General features: G+C 62.6%; 22 protein-coding genes. 8 read left to right on the top strand and 14 right to left on the bottom strand.

Going from position 1 to position 21968, the window contains the following annotated elements; genetic code table 11:
- The 9 genes from HNP33_RS02010 to HNP33_RS02050 form a co-directional block, all read right to left on the bottom strand.
- The coding region (locus tag HNP33_RS02010; protein ID WP_233464271.1) for a GTP-binding protein at nucleotides 1-305 on the bottom strand (305 nt) is incomplete at its 3' end.
- 160 nt (nucleotides 306-465) lie between these two features.
- A complete protein-coding gene (gene fusA / locus HNP33_RS02015) occupies nucleotides 466-2577 on the bottom strand; it encodes an elongation factor G (protein WP_184704769.1) in 2112 nt (703 codons plus the stop codon).
- A 155-nt stretch (nucleotides 2578-2732) separates the two neighbouring features.
- Nucleotides 2733-3206 (bottom strand): 30S ribosomal protein S7, encoded by a 474-nt coding sequence (gene rpsG, locus HNP33_RS02020; protein ID WP_184704770.1) that lies wholly within the window; start codon nucleotides 3204-3206, stop codon nucleotides 2733-2735.
- Between the two features lie 162 nt (nucleotides 3207-3368).
- Complete coding sequence (gene rpsL / locus HNP33_RS02025) at nucleotides 3369-3746, bottom strand: 30S ribosomal protein S12 (protein WP_013517317.1); 378 nt, start codon at nucleotides 3744-3746, stop codon at nucleotides 3369-3371.
- Nucleotides 3747-4005: 259 nt separating this feature from the next.
- The gene (locus HNP33_RS02030) at nucleotides 4006-5178 is read right to left on the bottom strand and encodes a D-alanyl-D-alanine carboxypeptidase family protein (protein ID WP_224151093.1); all 1173 of its coding nucleotides are present in this window, start codon (nucleotides 5176-5178) and stop codon (nucleotides 4006-4008) included.
- Nucleotides 5179-5261: 83 nt separating this feature from the next.
- Entirely contained in the window at nucleotides 5262-5903 is a 642-nt protein-coding gene (locus HNP33_RS02035) for an alpha/beta hydrolase (RefSeq protein ID WP_184704772.1), read from the bottom strand.
- 66 nt (nucleotides 5904-5969) lie between these two features.
- A complete protein-coding gene (locus HNP33_RS02040; protein ID WP_184704773.1) occupies nucleotides 5970-6323 on the bottom strand; it encodes a (2Fe-2S) ferredoxin domain-containing protein in 354 nt (117 codons plus the stop codon).
- 81 nt (nucleotides 6324-6404) lie between these two features.
- Complete coding sequence (locus HNP33_RS02045; RefSeq protein ID WP_184704775.1) at nucleotides 6405-7571, bottom strand: VanZ family protein; 1167 nt, start codon at nucleotides 7569-7571, stop codon at nucleotides 6405-6407.
- 24 nt (nucleotides 7572-7595) lie between these two features.
- Nucleotides 7596-8015: a CopD family protein gene (locus HNP33_RS02050; protein ID WP_184704777.1), complete on the bottom strand. Its 420-nt coding sequence runs from the start codon at nucleotides 8013-8015 to the stop codon at nucleotides 7596-7598.
- Between the two features lie 142 nt (nucleotides 8016-8157).
- On the opposite strand from HNP33_RS02050, the gene hemB reads away from it, so the two are divergent.
- A complete protein-coding gene (gene hemB, locus HNP33_RS02055; protein WP_184704779.1) occupies nucleotides 8158-9165 on the top strand; it encodes a porphobilinogen synthase in 1008 nt (335 codons plus the stop codon).
- Between the two features lie 92 nt (nucleotides 9166-9257).
- On the top strand, nucleotides 9258-10499 hold the full coding sequence (locus HNP33_RS02060; protein ID WP_184704781.1) for a magnesium transporter CorA family protein: 1242 nt from the start codon (nucleotides 9258-9260) through the stop codon (nucleotides 10497-10499).
- A gap of 87 nt (nucleotides 10500-10586) precedes the next feature.
- Here the strand turns inward: HNP33_RS02060 and HNP33_RS02065 are convergent, their stop codons facing one another.
- The 3 genes from HNP33_RS02065 to HNP33_RS02075 form a co-directional block, all read right to left on the bottom strand.
- Nucleotides 10587-12653 carry a bifunctional 2',3'-cyclic-nucleotide 2'-phosphodiesterase/3'-nucleotidase gene (locus HNP33_RS02065; RefSeq protein WP_184704783.1) on the bottom strand — a complete coding sequence of 689 codons (2067 nt, stop codon included), beginning with the start codon at nucleotides 12651-12653 and terminating at the stop codon, nucleotides 10587-10589.
- 140 nt (nucleotides 12654-12793) lie between these two features.
- A complete protein-coding gene (locus tag HNP33_RS02070; RefSeq protein ID WP_184704785.1) occupies nucleotides 12794-13483 on the bottom strand; it encodes a dienelactone hydrolase family protein in 690 nt (229 codons plus the stop codon).
- Between the two features lie 54 nt (nucleotides 13484-13537).
- A complete protein-coding gene (locus tag HNP33_RS02075; protein ID WP_233464273.1) occupies nucleotides 13538-14884 on the bottom strand; it encodes an MFS transporter in 1347 nt (448 codons plus the stop codon).
- Between HNP33_RS02075 and HNP33_RS02080 the strand changes: the two genes are divergently transcribed.
- The 6 genes from HNP33_RS02080 (at nucleotide 14883) to HNP33_RS02105 (ending at nucleotide 20592) form a co-directional block, all read left to right on the top strand.
- The gene (locus HNP33_RS02080; protein ID WP_184704789.1) at nucleotides 14883-15764 is read left to right on the top strand and encodes a helix-turn-helix transcriptional regulator; all 882 of its coding nucleotides are present in this window, start codon (nucleotides 14883-14885) and stop codon (nucleotides 15762-15764) included. The two genes, HNP33_RS02075 and HNP33_RS02080, sit on opposite strands and share 2 nt — an antisense overlap.
- 100 nt (nucleotides 15765-15864) lie before the next feature.
- Nucleotides 15865-16611: an SDR family oxidoreductase gene (locus tag HNP33_RS02085; RefSeq protein ID WP_184704791.1), complete on the top strand. Its 747-nt coding sequence runs from the start codon at nucleotides 15865-15867 to the stop codon at nucleotides 16609-16611.
- 3 nt (nucleotides 16612-16614) lie between these two features.
- Complete coding sequence (creB, locus tag HNP33_RS02090) at nucleotides 16615-17346, top strand: two-component system response regulator CreB (RefSeq protein ID WP_184704793.1); 732 nt, start codon at nucleotides 16615-16617, stop codon at nucleotides 17344-17346.
- A 3-nt stretch (nucleotides 17347-17349) separates the two neighbouring features.
- Nucleotides 17350-18810: a two-component system sensor histidine kinase CreC gene (gene creC / locus HNP33_RS02095; RefSeq protein ID WP_184704795.1), complete on the top strand. Its 1461-nt coding sequence runs from the start codon at nucleotides 17350-17352 to the stop codon at nucleotides 18808-18810.
- A 124-nt stretch (nucleotides 18811-18934) separates the two neighbouring features.
- Nucleotides 18935-20362 (top strand): cell envelope integrity protein CreD, encoded by a 1428-nt coding sequence (gene creD, locus HNP33_RS02100; protein ID WP_184704797.1) that lies wholly within the window; start codon nucleotides 18935-18937, stop codon nucleotides 20360-20362.
- Nucleotides 20359-20592, top strand: coding sequence for a hypothetical protein (locus HNP33_RS02105; RefSeq protein WP_184704799.1), 234 nt, complete (start codon nucleotides 20359-20361; stop codon nucleotides 20590-20592). The genes creD and HNP33_RS02105 overlap by 4 nt, the downstream gene beginning before the upstream one ends.
- 39 nt (nucleotides 20593-20631) lie before the next feature.
- Here HNP33_RS02105 and HNP33_RS02110 read toward each other — a convergent pair whose 3' ends face one another.
- Together HNP33_RS02110 and HNP33_RS02115 are read right to left on the bottom strand one after the other, a co-directional pair.
- Nucleotides 20632-21282: a hypothetical protein gene (locus tag HNP33_RS02110; protein ID WP_184704801.1), complete on the bottom strand. Its 651-nt coding sequence runs from the start codon at nucleotides 21280-21282 to the stop codon at nucleotides 20632-20634.
- On the bottom strand, nucleotides 21283-21960 hold the full coding sequence (locus HNP33_RS02115; RefSeq protein ID WP_184704803.1) for an ABC-type transport auxiliary lipoprotein family protein: 678 nt from the start codon (nucleotides 21958-21960) through the stop codon (nucleotides 21283-21285).
- Nucleotides 21961-21968 lie beyond the last annotated feature (8 nt).

The following is a 21968-nucleotide window of genomic DNA, read 5'->3' on the forward strand; positions in this document are numbered from 1 at the left end:
GCACCGTCCATCTGGGCAGCGCCGGTGATCATGTTCTTCACATAGTCAGCGTGGCCTGGGCAGTCAACGTGAGCGTAGTGGCGGTTGGCCGTTTCGTACTCGACGTGAGCGGTATTGATGGTAATACCACGGGCCTTTTCTTCAGGAGCCGCGTCGATTTCGTCGTACTTCTTGGCTTCGCCGCCAAACTTCTTGGACAGAACGGTGGCGATAGCAGCCGTCAGGGTGGTCTTGCCGTGGTCAACGTGACCGATGGTGCCCACGTTCACGTGGGGCTTGGTACGTTCAAACTTACCTTTTGCCATGAGAAATTCTCCAAATAAAGAGCAAAACCTGTGTTGGGTTTAACGTCTACATCCGATTGCTTGATCGCTTCGCACAGGAAACAAAGCGGCACCGAATCGTAGACAAAACTATTAAAAAGATAGCAGCTTGCGCCCGATCAACGGACGCAAGCGCTACTTATTAGGCCTTGGCGCGTGCTGCGACGATGGCCTCCGCCACGTTGCGCGGAGCTTCAGCGTAGTGCTTGAACTCCATCGTGTATGTAGCGCGACCTTGCGTTTGCGAACGCAGCGAGGTGGCGTAGCCGAACATTTCGGACAGTGGCACTTCTGCCTTGATAGCCTTGCCGCCACCAACCATGTCTTCCATGCCCTGCACCATACCGCGGCGGGACGACAGGTCGCCCATCACGGTACCGGCGTAGTCTTCAGGCGTTTCCACTTCCACGGCCATCATTGGCTCGAGGATGACGGGGTTGGCCTTGCGAGCACCTTCCTTGAAACCGAAGATGGCAGCCATCTTGAACGCCATTTCGTTCGAGTCCACATCGTGGTACGAACCGAAGGTCAAACGCACCTTGACGTCCACCACAGGGTAGCCAGCCAGCACGCCAGAGGTCAGCGCTTCGATAACGCCCTTTTCCACCGCAGGGATGTATTCGCGAGGAACCACACCGCCCTTGATTTCATCGACGAACTCAAAGCCCTTACCAGCTTCTTGAGGCTCCAGAGTCAGAACCACGTGACCGTACTGGCCCTTACCACCGGATTGGCGAACGAACTTGCCGTCCACGTCCTTGACCGTGCTGCGAATGGTTTCGCGGTAGGCAACCTGGGGCTTACCCACGTTGGCTTCCACACCGAATTCACGCTTCATGCGGTCAACGATGATTTCCAGGTGCAGCTCGCCCATGCCGGCGATGATGGTCTGACCGGATTCTTCGTCCGAACGCACGCGGAAGGATGGATCTTCTGCAGCCAGACGCGACAGAGCGATACCCATCTTTTCCTGGTCGGCCTTCGACTTGGGCTCCACAGCCTGTGCAATCACGGGCTCTGGGAACACCATGCGTTCCAGCACGATAGGAGCGGCGACGTCGCACAGGGTTTCACCCGTGGTCACGTCCTTCAGACCCACGCAAGCAGCGATGTCACCGGCGCGGATTTCATCCACTTCGATACGGTCGTTCGCCATCATCTGCACGATACGGCCGATACGCTCTTTCTTGCCCTTGACCGAGTTGTACACGGTGTCGCCCTTGGATAGAACGCCGGAGTACACACGCACGAAGGTCAACTGGCCCACGAATGGGTCGGTCATCAGCTTGAACGCCAGAGCAGAGAACTTCTCGCCGTCATCCGCCTTGCGGGTCAGCTTCTTTTCTTCGTCATCAGGATCGGTACCAGCCACGTCAGGGATGTCCACTGGCGAAGGCAGGTAGTCGATCACGGCGTCCAGCATGCGCTGCACACCCTTGTTCTTGAACGCGGTGCCGCACAGCATAGGCTGGATTTCGGTCGACAGCGTGCGGGCACGGATACCGGCCTTCACTTCTTCTTCCGACAGGGTACCTTCTTCCAGGTACTTGTTCATCAGCTCTTCCGAAGCTTCGGCAGCCGATTCCACCAGGTTTTCACGCCACTTGTTGGCGGTTTCCACCAGATCAGCAGGGATGTCCTGGTATTCGAACTTCATGCCTTGGGAAGCTTCGTCCCAGATGATGGCCTTCATTTTGACCAGATCAACCACGCCCTTGAAGTTTTCTTCAGCGCCGATTGGGATCACCACGGGCACAGGATTGGCCTTCAGGCGCAGCTTCATCTGGTCATAGACCTTGAAGAAATTGGCACCGGTACGGTCCATCTTGTTCACAAAGGCCAGACGAGGCACCTTGTACTTGTTGGCCTGACGCCACACGGTTTCAGACTGTGGCTGCACGCCGCCCACAGCGCAGTACACCATGCAGGCACCATCCAGCACGCGCATGGAACGTTCCACTTCAATCGTGAAGTCCACGTGGCCGGGGGTGTCGATGATGTTGAAGCGGTGTTCTGGGTAGGACATGTCCATACCCTTCCAGAAGCAGGTCACTGCAGCGGAAGTGATGGTGATGCCGCGCTCTTGCTCCTGCTCCATCCAGTCGGTGGTAGCAGCGCCGTCGTGCACTTCACCCAGCTTGTGGGTCACGCCGGTGTAAAACAGGATACGTTCGGTCGTGGTGGTTTTACCTGCGTCGATGTGCGCAGAAATACCGATATTGCGGTAGCGCTCGATGGGGGTCTTGCGAGCCATGATTGATCCTTTGTTGATCAGTGAGGAGGAGGTGATGCAAACTGGCGGATAGCACAGACATCAACCACGATATGAGGGCAGTCTGAATCCAAGCAAGGCCGCAAGCAAAAATCTGTTGCTGGCGGCCTTTGCAGGATCAAGAGAGATCGCTCAGATTAGAAGCGGAAGTGGCTAAATGCCTTATTCGCTTCGGCCATGCGGTGCACTTCGTCACGGCGCTTCATCGCACCGCCACGGCCTTCGGTGGCTTCCAGCAGTTCGTTGGCCAGACGTTGGGCCATCGATTTTTCACCGCGCTTGCGTGCGGCTTCCTTGATCCAGCGCATGGAAAGAGCCAGACGACGGACAGGACGCACTTCCACTGGCACCTGGTAGTTGGCACCGCCAACACGGCGGGACTTCACTTCGACCATGGGCTTGACATTGTTGATAGCAACAACGAAAGCTTCCAGAGGATCCTTGCCTGGGTGCTTTTTCTCGATCAGATCCAGAGCGCCATAAATGATGCGCTCTGCAACTGCCTTCTTGCCGCCTTCCATGATCACGTTCATGAATTTGGACAGCTCTACATTGCCGAACTTTGGATCCGGCAGAATTTCACGTTTGGGGACTTCGCGACGACGTGGCATTTCTTCACCTCTATCTTTGCTTCAGTTGGTATCTTTTCAGACACCGCGAGAGCCAATATGGACTCCCACTTACTCGACCCGGGCAAAACATTTGCCTTTGGGGTCACTACGCTTGTGCAGCCTGCCTGGCTGACAAACACCGGGAATGTCTTGAAAAAGCGATTAAGCCTTCTTAGGACGCTTTGCACCGTACTTGGAACGGGCTTGCTTACGGTCCTTGACGCCTTGCAGGTCAAGCGAACCGCGCACGATGTGGTAACGCACACCTGGCAAGTCCTTCACACGGCCGCCGCGCACCAGCACGACGCTGTGCTCTTGCAGGTTGTGGCCTTCACCGCCAATGTACGAAATGACTTCGAAACCATTGGTCAGACGAACCTTGGCCACCTTACGCAGAGCGGAGTTAGGCTTCTTAGGCGTCGTGGTGTACACACGGGTGCACACGCCACGGCGCTGTGGGCAGTTTTCCATAGCAGGGCTCTTGGATTTAACAACTTCTACCGTGCGGCCCTGACGCACGAGTTGGTTAATGGTTGGCATTAATTAAACGTCCCTAAACGTGAATTTGCTTCGAAAAGCGAAAACGTGAATCCCTTCGGAAATTCCGAAAAGCCCTCTAATGTACCACCGAAGGCAAAATCCGGCAAATGTTTACGGGGGAACCCGTAGTGCGTCAACAGCACATGACCGGTCTTTTTACGCGATGACCCACGCCGGCAAAGCGCATCCCGCTCCTGTTTTTGAACAGGCCAGAATGACAAAAGCGTGCCAAGGCACGCTTTTGTCGATTTCCAGGCGCTTACTTGATCCAGAGGCGGATTGCATCCCAGGCGCGGCCAAAGATGCCGGCTTCGCCCACATCCTCCAGCGCCACCAGCGGCACTTCAGCCACTTGCTGGCCGCCAGCCATCACTTTCAGGCTGCCCAGCTTCTGACCCTTGGTGAAAGGCGCGATCAGCGGCTCCTGGCTAACCACCTGGGTTTCCAGCTTGCCGCCGGTGCCAGCGGGCACGTTGACGATGATCGGCGTGGCGCTGCCCATCTTGACGGTGTCCTGCGCACCCTTCCAGGCCTTGGGCGTTGCCACAGGCTGGCCGCCATCAAACAGCTTGACGGTGTCGAAGGCGGTGTAGCCCCAATTCAGCAGCTTCTGGCTCTCGTTGGCGCGGTCCTTGTCGCTGGCAGCGCCCAGCAGGATCGAGATCAGGCGACGGTCACCTGCATTGGGCACCTGGCGCTTGGCCGTAGATACCAGACAGTAGCCCGCAGCATTGGTGTGACCGGTTTTCAGTCCGTCCACCGTGGGGTCGCGGAACAACAAAGTATTACGATTGGTGCCATTGGATTTGGGGGTGCCGGGGTAGTACCACTGCTTGGTCGAGTAGTAGTGCATGTATTCCGGGAAGTCCTTCATCAGGCGGTTGGCCAGGATGCTCAGGTCCTTGGCGGTCGTCGTATGGCCGGGCTCGGTCAGGCCTTCCGGGTTCTTGTAGGCCGTGTTTGTCATGCCCAGAGCCTTGGCCTGCTCGTTCATCAGGCGCACAAAGTTCTCGGCAGTACCGCCCACACCTTCGGCCAGCGCCATGGTGGCGTCATTACCCGATTGCACGATCATGCCGTGCAGCAGATCGTCCACCTTCACCTGCATCTTGGGGTCGATGAACATGCGCGAGCCCGGCATCTTCCAGGCCCGCTCGCTCACTGGCAAGGTCTGCTCCAGGCTGATTTTCTTGGCGCGCAGCGCGTCAAACACCACATAGCCGGTCATCAGCTTGGTGAGCGATGCCTGCTCCACCGGCGCATCGATGTCCTTGGCAGCCAGTACCTGACCAGTGGTTGCATCAAACAACAGGTAGTTGCGTGCGGCGATTTCGGGAGGTACAGGTGCCGCCAGTTGGGCCAGGGCCAGTGTGGGGGCCAGCAAGGCCGCAGCAGCCCAGGTGCGCAGGGTGGGCATCAAAGAAGATTTCATGTCGTCCAACTTTACAACTTGCCTGCCAAAGCCCATGCAGCGGGCGGCAGGCCATCAAAACCAATAGCAATACTACACCACGGTCAAGCCGCAGCAGTGCTCAGGTGGCGCATGACCAAGCCTTTGAGCAGCGGCAATTGTCCGTGGAAGAAGTGTGCGCCCCCTGGCACAACCGTAACTGGAAGTATCTGCGGCCGCGCCCAGTCCATCACCGAAGACAGCGGCACGGTGTCGTCCACCTCCCCGTGAATGACCAGGGTGCGCTCGTGCGCCTCGGGCGGTACCGCAGCCACGGTGAAACGCGACGCGGCCGTGCCCACAAACACCACTTTCTCGATCTGGCGCCGGGGCCAAAGTTCCGCCAGCGCGTGGCTCATCACGAAGGAGCCGAAAGAAAAGCCCGCCAGCGCCAGTGCCCCCTGCGGCGCCAATTGCTCCACCACCGCCAGAAAATCCTCGCGCTCACCCCGGCCTTCGTCGTAGGTGCCAGCCGACTGGCCCACGCCGCGAAAGTTGAAGCGCAGCGCATTCCAGCCACTGGCCACAAAGGCACGCGCCAGGGTCTGCACCACCTTGTTGTCCATGGTGCCTGCGAATAACGGGTGAGGATGGCCGATGACGGCGGTGCCGTGCACGGCGCCGTCGGGGGAGGCGGCCGCGTCTCGCGCCACCTCCAGGGTTCCGGCCGGGCCGTGGATGGTGAATCGTTCTGTCTGCGCATTCATGACGCTATCAACTCCATAGCAAATAGCGCTTATCAGATAAGCGCCAGAGGCAATTTACTCAAAGAATCAACGCCCTACGTCGGGCGGCGTCACCAGGCGCTCGACCACCTTGCCGTTTTTCAGGTGCGACTCGATGATCTCGTCGATATCGTCGTTGTCGATGTAGGTATACCAGACACCTTCTGGATACACTGCCATGATCGGGCCGCCCGCGCAGCGGTCCATGCAGCCGGCCTTGTTGATGCGTACCTTGCCTGGGCCATTCAGGCCCTCGGCCTTGACGCGTGCCTTGCAGTGGTCAAACATGGCTTGTGCGCCGTGGTGGGCGCAACTGTCTTCGCCATTGACACGGTCGTTCAGGCAGAAGAACACATGGTGTTGGTAGTACTGGCCGCTGTCGCCGGGTTTTTGCTCACTCATGGCTCGCTCTCGTCAAATGCAATGGCGCTATTGTGGCAGCTTGGCAAGTCGCCACACCCATGATGGCAGCGCGGTTGCGCTTCAGTGCCCGGCGCTTTGCCGGCGGCGCCGCGCCACCACATCGCCTGGCACACGCCCCAAAAGCAGCAGCACATACACAATCACCGCGAACGGCCACAGCCAGCCCAGCCACTGGCCCAGCCCAAAAAAGCGAATGAACCGGCCCTGCTCCCACGATTGCAGTGCCGTGGCGTAGTACGGGCTGGGTGGCGCCTGGTTGAGCATGTTCACGTCGATCATGAGGCCCATCAACAGCAGCAGCACGCAATAGCGCCGCGGCAGGCCCACCTGCAGCAGCGCCAGCGCCAACGCCAGCGCAATGCCCAGGCGCGCAGTATGGTCCAGCCAGTCCCACGCGAATGCCGGGCCATAGCTGAGCGCCGATGACAGCGCCGAAACCGCAATCCCCACCACCACAATGAGCCCCACCATCACCATGCGACGCGTGAAGTGGGTCATCACGCTGAAAGCCAGCCAACACGGTATCAGCAGCCCCAGCATCACCACCACCAACTGGCCGATCGGCGACAAGGGCTCGTTGGCTTGCATGAAGTTGGGCATCCACTCTTCAAATGCGGTATTCACCAGAATATCGACCAGCCAGCTCTCCAGCCGGTCAAACACTTGGCCCAGACCGAATGGTTGCGGTGGCGGAAAGAGCAGCGCCAGCGGCCACAGCAGCAGCAGCACGATGGCGCCGCGCGAGTCAGGGATGAACCAGCGGTCACGTACATCGCTCCAGCGCCGCAAAATACCCATCCACACGAACAGTGGCACCAGCAACGCCCCCATCAGCGCGCCAATGCTGTTGAGCAGCCAGTCCATATTGCTCGACACCCGCTGAGGCAGGAATATCTGCAGAAATTCCATGGCAAGCGAGAGCGCACCACCTAGCAGCAGCGCCCACAGCCAACCCGATCTGCGCCAGCCATGGCGCCAAAACCCCAGGCTCAGCAAGAAGCCCAGCGGCGCATAGCCCGCCACGTTGATGAGCACATCAAACCAAGTCCAGTACGGTGGTGGAATCCGCGCCAGCAGAAACTCCGCGGGCGAAATGCCCTGCGTGCGCCAACCCTCAAACGGAAACAGGCTGGCAAATACGATCAGCACCGCATACACCAGCACCAGAGGCCAGGCAATGGTCCGGTGGTTGTCTGCGGGCAGCTGCGCGGCAGGCTGGTCTTGCATTTCAGGAGTGACCCATGTCAAAAGTCAAAAGGGCTTGACCACCGCCAGGATGACGGCGGCAATCAGCAACAACACGGGCACTTCGTTGAACCAGCGGTACCAGACATGCGAGTGTCTGTCTGTGCCATTGGCGATCTTGCGCAACAGCACCGCGCAGGCGTGGTGGTAGCCGATGATGAGCGCCACGATCAGCAGCTTGGCATGCAGCCAGCCCCCTGCCCCGCGCCACCAGCCCAACCACAGCCACAGGCCCAAGCCCAGCGCCAGCACGGCAATCATCGTCATGAAACGCAGCAGCTTGCGCGCCATGAGCAGCAGGCGCTCACGTTCAGCCTGCGAATCAGCCGGAACCATGGCCAGGTTGACAAAAATACGCGGCAGATAGAACAGACCGGCAAACCAACTGGCCACGAACACGATATGAAAGGCTTTGATCCACAGCATCCCCCAAGTGTAGTAGCTGACGCCATAGGAGTGACAGAAGAAGACTGCGCTCGCAATCTTGATGCAAGTCAAATCTCAGCCGCCAACGCAGGTTTGGCAGCGAGGGGCAGCCGCCCAGGGCAATCTGGCGCACAATCGGCGCATGCATCTGTCCAGCCCTACACCTTTTCCACACAACCGTCCGCGCCGCCTGCGCCGCGATGCGTTCACCCGCAACCTGGTGCGTGAGAATGTGCTCACGCCGCATGATTTCATCTACCCGGTGTTCGTGCATGAAGGACAGGGCAAGCGCGAAGCCGTCACCTCCATGCCTGGCGTGGATCGCCTCAGCCTGGATCTGCTGCTGCCCGTGGCCGAGGAATGCGTGAAACTCGGCATTCCCGTGCTGGCGCTGTTCCCGCAGATCGATGCGGCGCTCAAAACCCCCGACGGCAAGGAAGCGCTGAATCCCGATGGTCTGATTCCGCGCGTGGTGCGCGCGCTGAAGAAGGAATTTCCCGATCTGGGCGTGATGACCGACGTGGCGCTCGACCCCTATACCAGCCACGGCCAGGATGGCGTGCTGGACGAGACCGGCTACATCCTGAACGACGAAACGGTGGAAATCCTGATCGGCCAGGCGCTCAACCACGCCGAAGCTGGCGTCGACATCGTGGCCCCCAGCGACATGATGGATGGCCGCATCGGCGCGATCCGCGAGGCTTTCGAGGCCCAGGGCCACATCTACACCCGTATCATGGCCTACAGCGCCAAGTATGCCAGCGCCTTCTACGGCCCTTTCCGCGATGCCGTGGGCACACGCGGCGCCCTGGGCAAGGCCGACAAGAACGTCTACCAGATGGATCCCGGCAACACCGACGAGGCGCTGCGCGAGGTGGCCCTGGACCTGGCCGAAGGCGCCGACATGGTGATGGTCAAACCCGGCATGCCATACCTGGATGTGGTTCGCCGCGTCAAGGACGAGTTCAAGGTGCCGACCTTTGCCTACCAGGTCTCGGGCGAATACGCCATGCTCAAGGCTGCCGCCCAAAACGGCTGGCTGGACCACGACAAGGTGATGATGGAGTCGCTGCTGGCCTTCAAGCGCGCGGGAGCCGATGGCATCCTCACCTATTTCTCGCTGGATGCTGCACGCCTGCTCAAGGCATAAAAACAATAGCACTCAGTACACACAGGGCCTGCGCAGCTTGCGCGGGCTCCTTTTTTTTGCCATGCTGGCGGGCGAAGTCTATCCAGGAATTGATGGTGAGTAACCCCAGCAGCATCCGCATCTTCCACATTGCGGGCAACGAAGCGACCGAGCTGGCCGCCGTGCCCTACCAGTTGCCCGACAAAGGCTTTCTGTGGCTGGCCTGCACACGCAGCTATTTCAGTGAACAGCTGGGCAGCCTGCAGCTGGCGCTGCAAAAACTCTCGGGCGCGCCGCTGGTAGACCTGCATGTGTCCGACCTGCTCAACCCCCAATTGCCGTCGCACTATGACTACACCTCGCAGTACGACCTGCTGGTGATCCGCCGCCTGGCATCGACGCCCTCCAAGACCGGCTCTGCCGCCCTGGCCGCCGTTCGGCGCACGGCAGCGGACAAACCCATAGACGATGCACCCCACATCAGCACCACACCGGTCGGCTTTGCCGCCTGGGAACGGGTGCTGCTGTCGGTACACCCGGAAGACTGCACCGTGCGCGATGCCTATGCGCGGCGCCTGCTCCAGTTTGCCCGGACCGACACCAGCGGCAGCGCGCCTGCCGAGCCCGACCCGCTCTCCAATGCCACACAGGAGCGGCTCGCGCGCGAGGACAAGGCCTACCGTGCGCCGGCGGCCGCACCCGCAGCGGGTACAGGCGGCGTACAGCCGGTTCGCCTGCCCACATCGCCCGCGGATCTGATGATGCGCACCGTCAACATCATCGTGGACAACTACCTGGATCTGCGCCGCGAGCTCTCCCGCCACCTGGACCTGTGGCAAAGCGCGCTGCTCGCCCCGCGCAAGCGCATCGCCAACTGGCAAGCCCTGCTCGAAGCACGCCTGACCCTGCACCAGCTCGACGAAATCTGTGAAGACCAGCGCGCCGCCGTGCAGGACTGGGTGGATGCCGTCGAAACCTGGCCCCTGCCCGAATCGGCAGGCGCGCAGCGCGAATTGGAAGCGCTCAAAGTTCGCAGCCGCGACGTGTTGGAACACATCGAGCGCGTGGTGCACCATGTGCGCCGGCTGGAGCAGAGCACCGAAACTGCCGTACAGATGCATTTCAGCGTACAGAGCAATCGCGCCAACGACATCATGCGCACGCTCACCACCATCACCGCCATCTTCCTGCCGCTGAACCTGATCGCCGCCATCTTCGGCATGAATTTCGAATTCATTCCGCTGATTCACAAGGAAGATGGCTTCTGGTGGGCCATGGGCGTGATGGCGCTGATCACGGTGACGCTGATTGGCTTTTTCTCGTACAAGCGCTACCTGACGCGTACGGGAAAATAAGCCCCGGATCAATCAAAAAGAGAGCGGCTGGAGCATCACCGCTCTCTTTTTTGGGTAGGCACAGTACCCGCAGTACCAATACGCCGCCTACTGCCCCAGATCGATACGATAGACCGCGCGCTGCGTGCCCGTACCGTCGTCTGCCTTTTCCACACTGATATTGGCTAGGCCTGCCGCCTGTGCCACCGGCAGTGCATTGGCCGCCGAGGTGAACAGCACCTTGCCGGCAGTCGGCGTCTTGGCAAAGCGCCAGCTCTGCGCCGCGCCATTGGCCGCACGCGTGATCTGCGGGTGCGCCTTGACGTAGGCAATCACCACATCGCGGTTCGTATCGGGCGATGCGTAGATGGTGGAGCGGCCATCGAGCTCCGGCAAAAAGCCTTTGCCGCTGGTGGCACGGTAATTGTTGGTGGCGATCACGAACTCCTGCGCGGTGTTGATCGGCTGGCCCTTGTACTGCAGGCCGACAATGCGGCTGCCAACCGGCTGGGTCACGTCGATCTGGTACTGCACGTCAGCCGTGGTGAACATGTCGAAGTTGTAACCCGGAAAGCTGCTGATCAGCCACTGGTCTGCGATAGCTGCCGGATCGATGCGATTGAAACGCTGGGCCGCCGCTTCCAGCCAGCTCTTGACCTGCGCGCCCGTCACCTTCACCGCATACACGGTGTTGGGGTACAGGTACAGATCGGCGGCGCTGGAGATGGCCAGCGGCCCGGCGGCCACGTCGGTGTAGTCCGCACCACCCTGGAAACCCGATTTGAACGGCGCGCTCACCGACAGCACCGGCAGCTGCGCATACTGCGGCAGATTGGCTGCCACATAGCGCTGCACATAGTCTTGCTGCGCCTGGTTGACGATCTGGATCGCCCCCGGATCGCCCACATCGGCAAACTGCGTGCCCATGCGAAAGTCGGTCTGGCCCACCGGCGTCTTCACATAGCGGATGGCAGCCTGGTGCTGGCCCTCCACCACCGGAGCGATGCTGCCATCGACCGCCACATAGGTGACCTTGCCTGCGGCATCCTTGCCAGTTGCGGTGTTGCGCAGCTCTGACTTGCTCTTGGACTTGTCCACGCTCCAGACCTTGCCGTCCCAGCGCAGCGACAGGGCCACCACGCCCAGGGCCTTGCCCCAGGAGCTGGCCATCACGGCGGGCACACCGTTGATGGTGCCCGCCTTGTTGTCCACACCCGCCATGCTGAAGGCAGGCTTATCCGCCGTATCAGGGAACACGCTATGCTGGTGGCCCATCACCATCGCATCGATACCCGCCACCTTGCTCAGGTACAGGCCGGGGTTTTCCATGTCGGCGCGGTATTCCGAGGCATCCAGCCCGCCGTGCAGCAGCGCCACCACGATGTCTGCGCCCTTGCTGCGCAGCTCGGGCACGTATTTCTGCGCCGCCTCAACGGCGCCGGTCACCCGCACCTTGCCTTCCAGGTGGCGCTTGTCCCAGCCCATGATGCCGGGCGTGGTAAAGCCGATCACGCCGATCTTGATGGGCAGCCTGGTGGCCTTTCCGTCACTGTCTATGCCAGTGATTTCGCGGTTCAGCACCACGTACGGCGCCACCAGCGGTGCATTGGTCTGGGTGCTGATCACATTGGCCAGCGTCATCGGGAAGCCCGGGCCCGCGCATTTTTTGGTCGCATCCACGCCGTCCACCTTCAGACCACCGCCCAGCACCTGGTTGAGGAATGGCAGGCCGTAGTTGAACTCATGGTTGCCGAGCGTGCCCGCATCGAACTGCAGCACGCCCATGGCCTTGTACATGGACAGCTGCTGCTCACAGGCAATCGGCGCCACCTGCGCCTCGTAATCGGCCAGCGCCGTACCCTGGATGGTGTCGCCGTTGTCCACTAGCAAGGTATTGGCAAATTCGCTGCGTGCCTTGCGGATCAGGGTGGCGGTGCGTTCAAAGCCGTACGAGGGATCGTCCGCCAGCTTGAAGTAGTCGTAGCTGCGAATGTTGAAGTGCAGATCGGTGGTTTCCAGCACGGCCAGCGTTGCAGTGGCTGACTTGTCACCGCCCGATCCGCCGCCACAGGCGGTGACCATGGCCGCAGCGGCCAGTGCTGCCAAAACGGCCAGGGCCTGGCGGGAGCGGGGCGCGGCCTGCGGGCGGTCAGCGCCAAAAGAAGAGAGTCGCATCATTGCTATGGTTGAAAGTAAGCGATGCGCGCATCATCCGCAGCAGCGATGACGGGGGTGTTACAAGCCACCGTGCAAGATGCAACAAAGCCTTGCAGGCATGGCGCCGGCAAGGCTTTGGGCGTTGAAGCAGCGGGCGGTCAGCCTACATGCTTGGCAAAGAACGCCTGCGTACGGGCCCGCGCTGCCGCCGACGCTGCCGCGTCGTACGAGCCGCGCTGGTCGCAGTTGAAGCCGTGGTCGGCAGCGTATACGTATACCTCCACCTCGGGGTGCGCGGTCTTGAAGGCCTCGACCGATTCCAGCGAAATCCAGTGGTCCTTGTCGCCAAAGTGGGCCATCACCGGGCACTTGGGCTTGCGCGCCATTTCGGCAGCCGTCGTCATGCCGCCGCCGTAGTACGGCACGGCAGCGGCCAGGCCGTTCAGTTCGCAGGCCGCACGCCAGGCCAACAGCCCGCCCCAGCAAAAGCCGGTGATACCCACCTTGCCGCCGGTGCGGCGGGCGCCTTCATCGATAGCCGCCTGCAGATCCAGCAGCACGCCGGGAGGCGGCAGTTGCTCGGCCGCCGCCTTCAACGCAGAGCCAGCCTGCATGTCGGCATCGGTGTAGCCCAGCTCCACACCCGCCTTGACGCGCGTAAAGGTAGCCGGAGCAATCGCCAGGTAGCCGCTTTGCGCCACGCGGTCCGCCACCGAGCGGATATGCGAATTGACGCCGAAGATTTCCTGCACCACCACGATGGCACCACGCGGTTTGCCCGCTGGCTCGGCGATATAGGCCGGAAAAAGCTGGCCGTCGGCAGACTTCAGATCTACGAAATTACCCATAGCGATCACTCCTTGCTAAACAAATTCCGGATTCGGGGGCGGGGTTGTTCCCAATTATGGCGCCGTGCACGGCACGGCCGGTGCCCGACGCGTCACCATCGAAAGCCAGGCCGCCGCAAGAACCAGGGCCAGCCCACCATACACCACCGCCATGCCCGCCGCCGAATGCGGATTCACCAGATGGATGCCCAGCAACGAGAAGAGCGAGGTCAGCAAGAAGGCAAGCCCCCCCGCCAGCCCACCCGAGAGCGCAGCGCTTTGCGGGAACATGGACAGCACATTGGCGAAATGGATATTGAACACCAGCCCTGCCGCCACATGGATGCAAAAGGCGAGGGCAGCCATCACCTCCAGCGAAGGCCAGGAGGCAGGCAGCCATGCCGAGAGCGCCAACAGCGCAATGAAGCAGGCCATGGCCACTACCGCCGCCTGGTGCTTGGCCGCCAGCGAACGGGCCATGGCGGCGCGCGCAATGAGGCCGCCGCCCATCCAGGCCAGCCCCATCAGCAGCGCCAGTGCGCCAGTGGTGGTGGGTGGGCGGTGGTACACCGTCTCGACGATGAAGGGCGAAGCCATGCTCCAGCCCATCACCATGGCGTAGGCCGCGCTCACGCACAGCACGCCGCGCGCAAATGCGCGGTGCCGCACGATCTCCCAGGCCCGCGCAGCCACTTCGCGCGGCCGGATCGGTTGCGGCTTGGCCAGCGTCTCGCCGCCGCCCAGGCATTCCAGCACCAGCGCCAGCACCGAAAACGCCGCCAGCACGACAAAGTTGGCGCGCCAGCCCCAGTGCGTCTGCACAAAGCCGCCGATGAAGGGCGCGCAAATGGGGCCGAGCGACCACACCACGGTCATCCAGGTGAGATACCGCTGCAGCGCGGCCCCCCGGAATACATCCACAAAGAAGGTGCGTTTGCTCACGACAGCCACCGCTCCGAGCACCCCCTGCAGCAGGCGCAGCGCGCAGATGAGCCAGATATTGTCACTGGCGGCAATGGCAGCGCTCGACAGTGCAAACAGCGCCAGCGCCACCAGCATGGGGCGCCAGCGGCCAAAGCGATCGAGCAGCACGCCCACCACCAGTTGCCCCAGCCCGTAGCCAGCGATGAACAAAGTCAGTGTGAGCTGGATCTGTGCTGCCGTGCCACCCAGGCTCTGGGCCATGGCCGGCATGGAGGGCAGGTAGATGTCCGTGCCAATACCCGAGAGCGGGATCAGCAAAAAGGCCAGAAAAACGCCAAACGAGGCGTTGTCAGCAGAAATTCTTCGCATGGAGGTCTGCGCCAGAAATGAACAGGGCGCCAGTGTGTTGTCTTTTTTAGACTGGTACAAGATTCTGCGTAGCCTAGGCTTGGAAAGCCTATACTGCAGTGCAACAATCCCGCTACGGTACCGCTCCATGACCTTGCCTGCACCGCCCGTGCCCCATGCCCCGCCTGCTGTTGCGGCCTCTGCCCAGCCACAGGAGCTGGGCCGCTTTCTGCGCGCCCGCCGCGAGAGCCTGTCGGCCACCGCAATGGGGCTGGCCCGCCATGGCCGCGTACGCACCCCAGGCCTGCGGCGCGAAGAGGTCGCCCAGCTCGCCGGTATCGGCGTAACCTGGTACACCAAGCTGGAACAGGGCCGCGAGGTCCAGCCTTCACGCCAGGCCATCGAATCCATTGCCCGGGCGCTGCAATGCAACGACGACGAGGTGCGCCATCTGCTGGCGCTGGCAGGCATCAAGCTCGACCAGCCATCGCCCCTCGCTGCCGATGAGCCTAGCTGCCTGCACATGCAACTGCTCGACAAACTGCTGCCCTACCCGGCCCAGATGCAAAGCGCCGCCTTCGACCTGCTCGCCGCCAACGCCGCCTACGAGCGGCTGATGGGTATCTCGCTGCAACGTTTGCCCGCACTGCAGCGCAACTGCCTGCACATGAGCCTGTTCGATGCGCGCTGGCAGCAGGTGGTGCGCCACGAACCGCAGACCATCGAGCGCATGGTTGCCATGTTCCGGGCCGCGTCCACACAGCAAAGCGGCGACCGCGCCATTGCCGAGCGGCTGGACTACTTTCTCACGCACTCGCCCACCTTCCGCAATGCCTGGGAGCGCTACCAGGTTCGCAGCCCCGAGAACCAGGAAAAGACCTTCGACCATCCCGTGCTCGGCCTCATCCACCTGCGCCAGACCTACTGGTGGTCTGCGCCGCGCAGCGGCATGCGCATGGTGGTCTATCTGCCCGTAACGCAAGCCGATGCACGGGCACTTGACCGCCTCGCCCTGCTACCCGCGCCTTGAACAGGCCACGGCCGGGCTGCGCCATGCCGTGTAGTTTTGAGCAAACCCTAATAAGATAAGGCCTCCAACCACACCCGGTCCAAAGCCGTCCTTGCCTGCCATGACTTCCATCGTCCTCATCACCGGAGCCAGCCGCGGCATCGGTGCCGCCACCGCCCTGCTCGCTGCCCGCCAGGGCTGGGATGTCGCCGTGAATTACAGCAACAACGAAGGCGCCGCCCGCGAAGTGGTGCAGGCGGTGCAGGCTTTGGGCCGCCGTGCCATCGCCGTGCAGGCCGATGTGGCCAACGAAGCGCAGGTGCTTGCCATGTTTGCGCGCGTCGATGCCGAACTGGGACGCATCAGCGCCCTGGTGAACAACGCGGGCGTGGTGGACCGCGCCCAGCGCCTGCAGGACATGGACCTGGCACGCTGGCGCCGCATGTTCGACATCAACGTGATCGGCAGCTTCATCTGCGCGCGCGAAGCCGTGCGCCGCATGAGCACTGCCGAAGGCGGCGCGGGTGGCAGCATCGTCAACGTCTCCAGCAGAGCCGCCTGCCTGGGCGCCGCCAACCAGTACGTGGACTATGCCGCCGCCAAATCGGCCATCGACACCATGACCCTGGGCCTGTCACACGAAGTAGCCAGCCAGGGCATCCGCGTCAACGCGGTTCGGCCCGGCCTGATCGAAACCGAAATCCACGCCAGCGGCGGCCAGCCAGACCGCATAGCGCGCCTGGCGCCCGGCGTGCCCATGGGCCGGGGCGGAACGGCCGACGAGGTGGCCGAAGCCATCTGCTGGCTGATGTCGGACAAAAGCAGCTACTCCACCGGCGCGATCATCGACGTATCGGGCGGACGCTAGGCCATGCACCCCGCGCCCCATGTGCTGTTGCTGGAAGACGACCCGGCCATTGCCCGCACCGTGTGCTATGCACTGGAGCGCGACGGAATCCGCTGCACGCACAGCCTCCTGATTGCCGACGCACGCCAGCAATGGGCCAGCCAGCGGTTCGATGCACTGCTGCTGGATGTGGGCCTGCCCGATGGCAACGGCCTCGACTGGTGCCGCCAGTTGCGGGCCAGCGGATCAACCGCGCCCATACTCGTGCTGAGCGCCCGCGGCGAAGAAATGGACCGTGTGCTGGGCCTGGAGCTGGGCGCCGACGACTACCTGACCAAGCCCTTCAGCCCGCGCGAGCTGGTGGCACGCGCCCGGGCGCTGCTTCGCCGTTCGCAGGAATTTTCCAAACAAAATCCGGCCTTGTCGCACAGCGATAAAGCGCCCATTGCGCCCGTCTTCGTCGTGGACGAAGCAGGCCAGAGCATTCGCCTGCAAGGTGCCTTGCTGGATTTGACGCGGCGCGAGTACCAATTGCTCTGTACCTTGCTCGCCGCCACAGGCCGCATTCTGAGCCGCGAACACCTGCTGGACGCCGTGTGGGGCATCGACAGCGACAGCTCCGACCGCACGGTGGACACCCATATCAAGACCCTGCGCGCCAAACTGCGCTCCGCAGCGCCGGACTGCGACTTCATCACCACCCACCGCGGCATGGGCTACAGCCTGCGCCTGCCGGATGCAGTTGCAAAGGGCTGAGCCATGCGCCTGGGGCTGCGGCTGCTGTTCGCCTTCTTTCTGATCAACGGTCTGGCGGCCTTCTTTGTGCTGCGCGTGTTCATGGTCGAGATCAAACCCAGCGTGCGCAAGGTGACCGAAGACACGCTGGTGGAAACGGCCTACCTGCTGGCTGCGCTTGCCAGTGACGACATGGCCAACGGAAGCCTCGCCGCATCGCCCTCCACCAGTCGCTTTGCCCGGCATGTGCAGGCAGTGGCAGAGCAGCCGGTGCAGATCTGGATCTGGGACACGCGCAAGGCAGCGCTGGACCTGCGCGTGACCGTCACCAATACGCAGGGCCGCGTCCTGTTCGACTCGGCAGGCCAGGATGTGGGGGCCGACTATTCACGCTGGCGCAACATATCGCGCACCTTGCGCGGCGAGTACGGCGCCCGCACCACGCGCGATGTGGCCGATGACGACGCCACCAGCGTGATGTATGTCTCCGCCCCTATCCAAGCCGGCGGGCAGGTGGTGGGCGTGCTGACCGTCTCGAAGGCAGCGCGTGCCGTGCAGAACATCATCGACAGCAGCGAGCAGAAAATGCTGCGCGGCGGCGTACTGTTCCTGCTGCTCTCGGCGGGCGTGGGTTTTGCCATCACCTGGTGGCTGGTGGTGCAGGTGCGCAAGTTGCGCAGCTACGCTCAGCACGTGCAGGGCCCCACCTTGCATGAAGGCGATGGCCGCCAGCCCGCGCCTGCCGCACCGCCCGTGCCCGAGGTACCGGGCGAGCTGGGCGACCTGGCCCTCGCCATGGATTCGATGCGCAGGCGCCTGGAAGGGCGGGACTACATCGAAGGCTATGTGCGCGCGCTGACCCACGAGCTCAAAAGCCCGGTCGCTGCCATTCGCGGGGCTGGCGAATTGCTGCAGGATGAGTTGCCTGCCGCCGACCGCCAGCTGTTTGCCCAGCAGGTCATGGACCAGAGCCAGCGCCTGCAGAACCTGGTGGACCAGCTGATGCAGCTGACCCAGCTGGAGCAGCGCCCGCCGCTCGCTGCCTTGCGCCCCACTACCAGCCTGCGCGACTGCGCCGAGCTTGCACTGCACCAGCTGCAAGCCACAGCCGTGCAAAAGGGCATTCATCTGACGCTGCAGGGCAACGACAGCGCAGGCGCCTGGGATGCCCAGCTGGTGCAGCTGGCCATCAGCAATCTGATAGCCAATGCGCTGGATTTTTCGCCCGGCGGCAGCCAGGTGGTGGTGCAACTGGCGCCGCACCGCGTCACCGTGCAGGACAGCGGCCCCGGTGTGCCTGAGGGGTTGATGCACAAGCTGGGCGAGCGCTTCTTCACCACGCCCAGGCCTAATGGCGAGCGCAGCGGCACGGGGCTTGGCCTGTCGATCGTGCTTCGCATCATGCAGCTGCACGGCGGCCAGCTGCACTTTGCCAATACGCATCCGGGCCTGCGCGCAAGCCTGGATTTTCCAGTGTCGCATTGAGCGCCCGGCAGGCCTTGTGCCTGCCCCGCCGGTGTACATACTTCACACTGCCTTCACACACTTCATGCCAGCCACACCAGGCGCTTGAACACTGCACACACCTGAATCCAACAACGAGGTGTGCATGAAGAACAGACTGGTACAAAAGGCCATCACCCTGGCCATCACCGTGGCCGTGCTGATGGTGGGGCTGATGCTGATCAGCGACGTGGTGCGCGACCGCATCTACAACCGCGACCGCGCCGTGCAAAGCGTGGTCAACAGCACGGCCGGATCACAGACCGTTTTTGGGCCAGTGCTGGTGCAGCAATGCACCCGTGAAGCCGTCGCCAAGGACAGCGAAGGCCGCGCAGAAACCCGGCTCGTGAGCTTTCAGCGCTACGCCCTGCCCGACAGCCTCCAGCACAGCGCCAACGCGCAGATGCAGCCACGCACACGCGGGCTCTACCAGGTCAACACCTTTGTGCTGGCTGACCAGCTCACCGCCCGTTTTGCCCCCGGCAACCAGCTGCAGGGCAAGCCCGAAACCAGCAATGTGCGCCACTGCGACGCCCCACGCCTGATGCTGCCGGTGAGCGACCCACGCGGCATCCGCACCGCCAGCCTGCGCATCAACAACCAGGAGGTCGCGCTGGAACCTGGCACCGGCCACCCCACCTATACGCGCGGCCTGCAATCGAAACCTCTCGCCGCAGCGGCAGACAGCAACGCCCCCATGGAGGTGAAACTGGCGCTGGAGCTGGTGGGCACCGAACGCGTGGGCTTCGTGCCGATCGGAGGCGCCAACCAGGTCAACATGCAGGCGAACTGGCCGCATCCCTCGTTTGGCGGCAACTTCCTGCCATCGCGCCGCGAGATCACGGATGCGGGTTTTGATGCCACCTGGAACATCTCAGCCCTCGCCTCTTCCGCCCGCCAGGGCTTTCTCTCCGGCAAGTCTCTGTGCTCGCCCGCCGACCCGGACGCCGGATTCGAGCAGGAAAGCAGCCAGTGCCTGGAGCAGTTCGGCACGCATTTCATCGACCCCGTGAACCCCTACACCTTGAGCGATCGCGCCACCAAATACGGTCTGCTCTTCGTCGTGCTGACCTTTGTGGCCGTGGGCATGTTCGAAGTGCTGAAAAAGCTGCGCGTGCATCCGGTGCAGTACCTGCTGGTAGGCTCTGCCCTGTGCAGCTTCTTCCTGCTGCTGATCAGTCTGTCGGAACACCTGGGATTTGAGAAAGCCTACGCCATTGGTGCCGCGGCCTGTGTGCTGCTGCTGGGCTACTACGCCAGCCACATCCTGGGCAGCATGCAACGCGGCTTGCCATTTGCTGCGCTGATTGCGGTGATGTACGGCCTGCTGTTCGTGCTGCTGCAGCTGGAGCAGACCGCACTGGTGGTCGGCTCGCTGGCCCTGTTTGCCGTGCTCGCCGTCGTGATGGTGGCAACCCGCAAAGTTGATTGGTATGCCTTTGGCAAAAGCGATGGCAATGCGCCCATCCCGCCTGCCCCGCTACCCCCTGCAGCTCCCATGCAGCCATGGCCTCTTCCCAAGGAACCAGCATGAGCCACGCGACCGCCCGCCAATCGCAGGAGACACCAGTGAAATCTGACGTCATCACCCACCAGCGCCAGCAGTGGCGCCAAGCCTTGCAGCAGCTGACACGCCAACAACTGCGCGACCTGCGCCATAGCTGGCTGGAACGCGGCGAAGGCCTGCCTCTACCCACCAATGCACGGCGCCTGCAATGGCTTCGCCTGCGCTGCTCCCTGCTGCTGCGCGAGCGCAGGTTCTGAGCCAGGCTTTCAGGGCCTGCTCAAAGAGCAGGCCTTGCCTCAATCCTTGCGCGAGGCACCGCTGCTGCGGTCAGCGGCGCGCTGCCGCGCCTGGGGCGACAGGGCGTTCATGCATTGCAGATTGGCATCGCCCAACAGGCTGTCGCACTTGCGGATGGCGGTGTCCAGATCTGCCTCACGCTGGCGTTCTGCCTCGCTTTTGGGTGGCGCGCCTACCGAAGCCTGCAGTGCCGCCTGCTGGTGTGCGGCCTGCTCACCGGCCACCCGCTTGCCCTTGGACTTGTCACTGCAGGATTTGAGTGCTGCCCTCGCTTCCTTGTCGCTGCCGGTGTGCTGCTTCTTGCACTGGTCCATGGCCAAGGCGTAAGCCAGATCGACTTCTGCCATGCTGGCCTTGAAGCTGTTGTTGGCGCTCGGGTGCCAGCGCACTTCCAATGTAGCCAGGTCAATCTTGCGTCGGCCATCGGCCTGCATGCGGCAGCGGCTCTGCGCGCCGCCATCCACCGTTTTGCAATGGGCCAATGCCCTGTCGTGGCGTTCGTTGATTGCGTCTTTGGCAGCGGCATAGGCCTGGCGCGACATGCGCTGCTCGGCTGCGTGCACCGGCCCTACGCCACATGCGGCGCCCACGGCAAGCACCAGCACCAGGCTGCACGCCGCGCCGTGCACAGAAATGGGCCTGAAAGGCACTCAGCGACCCTGTTGGCGCAGCCAGGCGTCCAGCTGCTGGGCGGCCTCGCCGACAGCCATGGCAAGCGCAGCGGTGCCGCCCGCGGCATCGGCAGAAGCGGCTGGCTGACTCAGGCTGAACACCTGCTGGCCCAACCACTTTTCGCCCCGTGGAGAAACTTCGGTCAAGGTGGCACGCAGGCGCAGCACGCCCCGGCTGCTGGTGGTGGAGTCAAACACCTGGCTGAACTCTTCGACATCGAGCCGCAGCATGGCGGGCAGCGCGGGCAGTTGCAAGGCCTGGGTTGCGCCGTCATCGTCAAGCAGCACCGCGCGCTGCTGGGCCAGGGTATCGCGCACCCGCTGCTGGATCAGCTGCTCTGCAGGCGCCGCCCAGCGGGCCTGGGTGTAGGGCCGCAGCTCGCGGTCGTTGGCGTAGGCAAGGCGGTACAGGATGGAGGCGCTTGCCTCCGGCATGCCCGAGGCCCTGACCTGTGCCAACACCAGCGGCGCCTGCGCCGAGGTCTTTGGCAGGGCAGTCCCTGCAGCCTGCGGGGCTTGCAGGCCAAAATCATAGCGCGCTACCGGAGCCGGTTTCTGTGGCAATGCAGAGCAGCCGGCCAACAGCGCCAGCACGCCAGCTGCCACCAGCGCGCGCCGTGCATAGCCCGTCAATGCATGCGGATTCAGTTTGGACATGGTGAACT

The sequence above is a fragment of the Comamonas odontotermitis genome (assembly GCF_014207855.1).
Lineage (GTDB): Bacteria > Pseudomonadota > Gammaproteobacteria > Burkholderiales > Burkholderiaceae_C > Comamonas > Comamonas odontotermitis_A.